General features: G+C 32.4%; 5 protein-coding genes. 3 read left to right on the forward strand and 2 right to left on the reverse strand.

The genetic code is table 11. The features are described 5' to 3' along the window. The 3 genes from SOY52_RS01550 to glf all read left to right on the forward strand — a co-directional run. Positions 1–851 (forward strand): glycosyltransferase (locus SOY52_RS01550; RefSeq protein WP_320847226.1); only part of this gene is annotated, 851 nt, incomplete at its 5' end. A gap of 20 nt (positions 852–871) precedes the next feature. Beyond that, entirely contained in the window at positions 872–1,999 is a 1,128-nt protein-coding gene (locus SOY52_RS01555) for an MGDG synthase family glycosyltransferase (protein WP_320847227.1), read from the forward strand. Between the two features lie 8 nt (positions 2,000–2,007). After that, positions 2,008–3,099 carry a UDP-galactopyranose mutase gene (gene glf, locus SOY52_RS01560; protein ID WP_320847228.1) on the forward strand — a complete coding sequence of 364 codons (1,092 nt, stop codon included), beginning with the start codon at positions 2,008–2,010 and terminating at the stop codon, positions 3,097–3,099. A gap of 12 nt (positions 3,100–3,111) precedes the next feature. On the opposite strand, the gene SOY52_RS01565 is transcribed toward glf, so the two are convergent. Both SOY52_RS01565 and SOY52_RS01570 read right to left on the reverse strand, forming a co-directional pair. Beyond that, positions 3,112–4,797 carry a hypothetical protein gene (locus tag SOY52_RS01565; protein ID WP_320847229.1) on the reverse strand — a complete coding sequence of 562 codons (1,686 nt, stop codon included), beginning with the start codon at positions 4,795–4,797 and terminating at the stop codon, positions 3,112–3,114. Continuing rightward, on the reverse strand, positions 4,797–5,769 hold a 973-nt coding region (locus SOY52_RS01570; RefSeq protein WP_320847230.1), incomplete at its 5' end, for a hypothetical protein. The genes SOY52_RS01570 and SOY52_RS01565, both read right to left, overlap by 1 nt.

A 5,769-nucleotide genomic window follows, 5' to 3' on the forward strand; every position in this document is an offset into this window, starting at 1 on the left:
ATGCATTAAAGAGTACGACTCTTGCAAACATTGCTCAAAAGCCAATTTGGCCAATTGTCTTTGAACCATTCTTTAGACTAGTTTGGATGGCAACTGCACCAAACCAAGAGACATGTAAAAACATTAGAGAACATATTCCAGGTCTTGAAGTAAGATATGTATCAAATGGTATCGATATTGAGAGATTTAAGAGAACTCCATCAGGACAAAGTATCCCACAAATACCGGAAGGTTTCTTTGACGATAATACATTTATCTATGTTTGTAGACTTGGTTTTGAAAAGGCAATTGATGTAACAATAAAAGGATTTGCTAAAGCTGTAAAACAAAATTCTAAATTAAAGCTTTTAATAATAGGGCAAGGGCCAGCACATAAAGAATTAATTGACCTAGTGGAAGAATTAGAACTTACAGATAAAAATATCTGTTTTACAGGCTTAATTGATAACCATATTCTTGTTGATAGCGGAGTACTAAGGAAGTCTGTTGCATTTATTACTGCCTCCCTTTCCGAAAACCAAGCAATAACAGTTATTGAAGCACTTTGTTCTGGATGTCCTGTAATTTGCGCAAATGTATTTAATATGACTGCATTAGTTGATAAGGATTCTGGTTGGTATTTCGAAGGTGGCAACGACTCTGATCTTGCTGATAAGATTTTGTATGTAGCTGCGCACAAAGAAGAAAGAGATCAAAAGAGTGCTAATGCACTCAAGTCTATAGACAAGTATGACGGAAAAAAGATTGCAAAACAATTTGAAAGCATTTATCTTGAACTTATAGAAAAAAAGAAACAAGGCTTTTACGTTGTTGACGGAGAAAAGAAAGCAAACCGTTACGAAAACCAGTAATTAAGCCCCAAGGAGAACTGATGCGTTTTTTATGCGTATATGTTGATGGAGGAAAAGGTCATTACATACCTGCAAAAGCAGTTCAAGAACAGCTTATTGCTTTAGGTCATGAAGCAATCTTAATTGAATTCTTTGATTTATTCAAAATTAAATGGATAGGCAAAATTAATAAGAAAGTTTGGAGATTAATGCTTCGTTCTCCAAAGATAGAAAACAATTTCTCAAAGCATAGCGACCAAGACTCAAATGGAATGGAGGTTGCAACTAAAGCTTTAAAGCTCTTTTCTAAAAACAGTTTTAAAAAAACTATTAAAAACTATAACCCTGATTTAATTTTCACAACTCATCCATACCCTGAAGTATTTATTGCTGAAATGCTTGATAAACTAAAAATTGATATTCCTGTTACATACTATGCAACAGACGTATTCTCAGCACCTATTGCAACAATATGTAATAAGATTACCAAATACTATATTTCAACATCAGAAGGTCTTGAGATAGTAAAGAACTTAGGGGAAGATGAAAATAAGTTAGAGCTATCACCATTTCCACTTCAAAAGTCATGTGCTGAAAATAAGATTAAAAGTAAAGCAGAAGCAAGATCTATTTTAGGACTCAAGGAAGATATTTTCACACTCCAAATTAACTATGGAGGAGAAGGCTTAGGAACTAATACTTTACTTAAGTCTCTTGCAAATATTGAAAAGGAAATTCAAGTTGTTATCTTAGGTGGTATGAATGAAACCACAAAAGAAAATTTAAAATTAATTAGTGCTAAGATGCCAAAAAACATTCATGTCCATATCATTGGTTTTACTGATAAAGTTAATGCCTATGCAATTGCATCAGATATTATTGCTGGAAGAGCTGGTATTAATACCATATTAGAAGCTTTTTATTTAAGAAGACCATTCCTTATCACAGAGCTTGTATATACAGTCAAGGCTAGTGCTGATTATATATTAAAGTATAATGTTGGATGGAATGCTCACTTAGACCAAGAAAAGCAATTTGATATCATTAAAGAATGTATTGATAATCCACAAATATTAGAAAGTATGGATAAGAATTTTGACTCTATCCCAATAGAATATGGAGCAGATAAGCTAGCATTAAGTCTAGTAGAACTTGCAAAGAAAAGCTGAGGTAACAGGTGTACGACTATTTAATCGTTGGTTCAGGATTATTTGGTTCAGTCTTTGCCCACGAAGCAAAGAAGAAGGGTTATAAGTGTTTAGTTGTTGAAAAAAGAGATCACATTGGAGGAAATATTTATACCTATGAATTAGAAGGTATTAATATCCATCGCTATGGTGCTCATATCTTCCATACTTCTAATAAGGAAGCTTGGGATTATATTAATCAATTTGCAACATTTAATAATTTTGTAAATTCCCCTATCGCTTTCTATAAGGATGAACTATATAACCTTCCTTTTAATATGAATACTTTTTCAAAGATGTGGGGTATTAGAACACCACAAGAAGCAGAAAAGATTATTAGTGAACAAAGGAAAGAAGTTAAAAAAATAGAAAATCTAGAAGACCAAGCAATAAGCTTGGTTGGTAGAGATATCTATGAAAAGCTAATTAAAGGCTATACTGAAAAGCAATGGGGACGCTCTTGTACCGAGCTTCCACCAGAGATTATTAAGCGCCTTCCTGTTAGATATACATATAATAACAACTACTTTAATGATATCTATCAAGGTATTCCTATTGGTGGCTATACTCAAATAATCGAAAAGCTATTAGATGGAATTGAAGTAAGGCTTAATACCGACTTTTGTAAAGAAAAAGAAGAGCTATCTAAGATTGCAAATAAAATTCTTTATACTGGTGCTCTTGATGCTTATTTTGATTACTCACTTGGTAACCTTCAATATCGAAGTGAAAAGTTTGAACTTGAACGTTTAGAAGAGGAAAATCATCAAGGAGTTGCTGTTGTAAACTACACTGAACGTGAAGTTCCTTATACAAGAATTATTGAGCATAAACACTTTGAAAACTCATCTTCTCCTGTTACCTATATTAGTAAGGAATATCCTGTTGATTACTCTGAAACTGGTGAACCTTACTACCCTATTAACGATAAGGTAAATACAGAGCTCTATAATAAATATAGAGAGCTTGCTAAAAATGATGATAATCTTCTTCTTGGTGGTCGTTTAGCTCTATATAGCTACTTTGATATGGATAAGACTATTATTGCTGCCTTAGAACTTGTAAAAAACAGCCTCGATTGAGGCTGCTTTATTTTATATACTCCACTTGAAGCCAAATGCACATTGAGGTAGGAATCTAAATGGTGTGTTATTCATAAAATCCCATCTTGCTTGAGCACTTAAACCACCATATAAACTAATGTGCTTAGAGTAATTCCAATTTACAATGTTATCAAATTGCAAATATAGATATTTTTTATTTACAGGTTCTATATTTATATCTGTATAAGACCTATCATTTGATACTTTAATTGTCAGATTTGACTTGAGTTCAATATCCTTTTTATAGAAATCAAAATCACATCCAAGTGTAAGTGCAGTTACTCCAGGTCCACCCTTATATCCAGACCACTCAAGATCTCCTTGTGTATCATGGCGCCAATATCCAAGTGCCCAATCATAATTATATTCTTTTATAGTTGTGCCAGCACCATCAACCTTGATATTTTTATTATTCAAATATAAAACAGGAGAAGTATATACTGCTTCAGTCCAGAAATCTGCATCAAAATCATTAAAACTCTTTAAGTATGAAGCACCAATCATACCACCAATTGCATTTGGAACTGTGGAATTTGTTTCATAAATAGTTTGAAATTGATCAACTGTAATTTGCATATGAAGTTCTAAACGAGGGAGAGGAACATATTCAAATTCAAATCCCATAATATTATTTGCTTCATCATAGTTTTTTGTAATAACAGAATCTTCTTCATAGTTATAAAGGTTGTGAGACATAAATACAGGAATAAGATATCTAATATCAAAAGGATTATCTACATAGTTAATATTTCCAAGATTTACTGCTGCTCTAATTGTATTTTGAATAACAGCATCGAAACGATGCATTATTCTTATTTGTTGCTTAGGACCACTGTATCTAGTTCTATCAACTATACCAGATTCTTTTTGACTATCAAAATGAGTAAGATTTAATGAATAAGTAAAAGGCTTTGCAAAAAATGTAAAATCCATTGCTTCTTGGAATCGATAGTTATCACCAACTACTAAGTTAGCAGTTCTACTACTACCCATCTGTTGTCTTGTTCTTCCGACAACAACATTCATCCATTTTCCGCCAATAGCGCCACGAGCAAGAGCAGGAAACTCTACATAGTTTTTTATTTTATGCTCACTTTGATATGATGCAGTAATAGAACCATTTCTGTAATCTAAAATAAAACCAAAAGAGGACAAAGGAATACCTGAAGGAACCGTATAGCTATCTATTCCCTCACTTACTATACCTACAGCCCCATTATTCATAAAATCATAGCCTGTTTCAAAGAAAGCTGTATCACCATATTCAGCTTTTAACGAAAGATTTAATAATGCATCTTGTTCATTAAATGGAATAAAGAAATCTTTATATCCAATTTTCTCAAAGTCTTTTGAATAGAATATTTGTGGCGCAACAGATATATCAAAATCATAGGAAAAATCATCATTAGATTTTAGCTTTTGATTAACACTATCAAGCATAGCTTTATGATTATTATCAAGCTTACTAACGTCTATTCTCTCAATTGCCATCTTAAGCTCATCAGCAGTTATTGGTGTTGCTGATGACGGACCAACTACTCCAGCTATCTTACAAAGTTTTACTACACTCTTATACTCTGGAGAAAAAGCATCAAAAAGCTTTTGGTTTCCAGAAAAAAGAGGAAGAGTAAATATGATAGCAATAATTAATACTAATAAAATTCTTTTTTTTCTCATTAGATTATGCTCCACTTAATGCCAAAGGAACCTTGGGCACTATATTTTCTTTCTCCTAAATTATTGTGATAATTCCACTGCCATCTATTCATTAATGATGCATTAAATGAAATAGATGAAGTAAGTTTATACTCTCCAGCAATATCTACTTGTAATGTATATTCAGGTGTTCCTGTAGGAGTACTATACTTATTTTGATTATTTACATCTCTGTTTGTTTGACTCTGCTTAGGCCAATAGGTTTTCTCAATACCCTTTTCGCCATGAATCTTAAATAATATATCCCCTGATAGTTTCCAATTATCAAAAGAAGTAAAAGATGTTCCTACTGCTAAAGCAATTGTATCAGGACCAAAAGAGTGTCCAAGGTAGTTCAACTCACCTTTTCCACATTGCCACCAGTAATAGCCCGCAATATGATCTAAGCAGTAGTTTGGAGAACCACCTGGGTTTTCTTTATAGTTAAGATATAAATATGGGTTTGTATATACACCTTCTACGTAAGACTCAAAAACACCTTTTTTTGTTGGGTTTAACATCTTTAGATTAACCATAAAACCATTTGCAGAAGGAACTACACTTCCTTTTTCAACTGGAAGTTGGAATTGGTCTATAGCAACTTGAGAAGTAAGTGTAAATGTCTTATTAATTACCCATTCAAACTCAAAACCTAGGATATTATTAATCTCATCACCTTTAGCAAGTGTTATATCTTCACTATTATTATTCCAGTTATGGACAATCATCATTGGCATAACCATACGCCAATCAAACATTGTTAGTGAGTATATATGAGCTCCAATATTAACTGCAAATCTAAATTTATCATAGAATGAAAAGTCAAAACGCTGAATAGATCTATTTTGATGAGGACCTTCAAACATAAATCTAGTATTAGTCTCTGCATTATCATAGTGAGTTAATGATAAATGATAAGTAAATACATTAGTAAAGAAACTTAATTTCATTAAC

Origin of the sequence: Bullifex sp. (genome assembly GCF_034103065.1) — a bacterium.
GTDB lineage: Bacteria > Spirochaetota > Spirochaetia > Sphaerochaetales > Sphaerochaetaceae > Bullifex.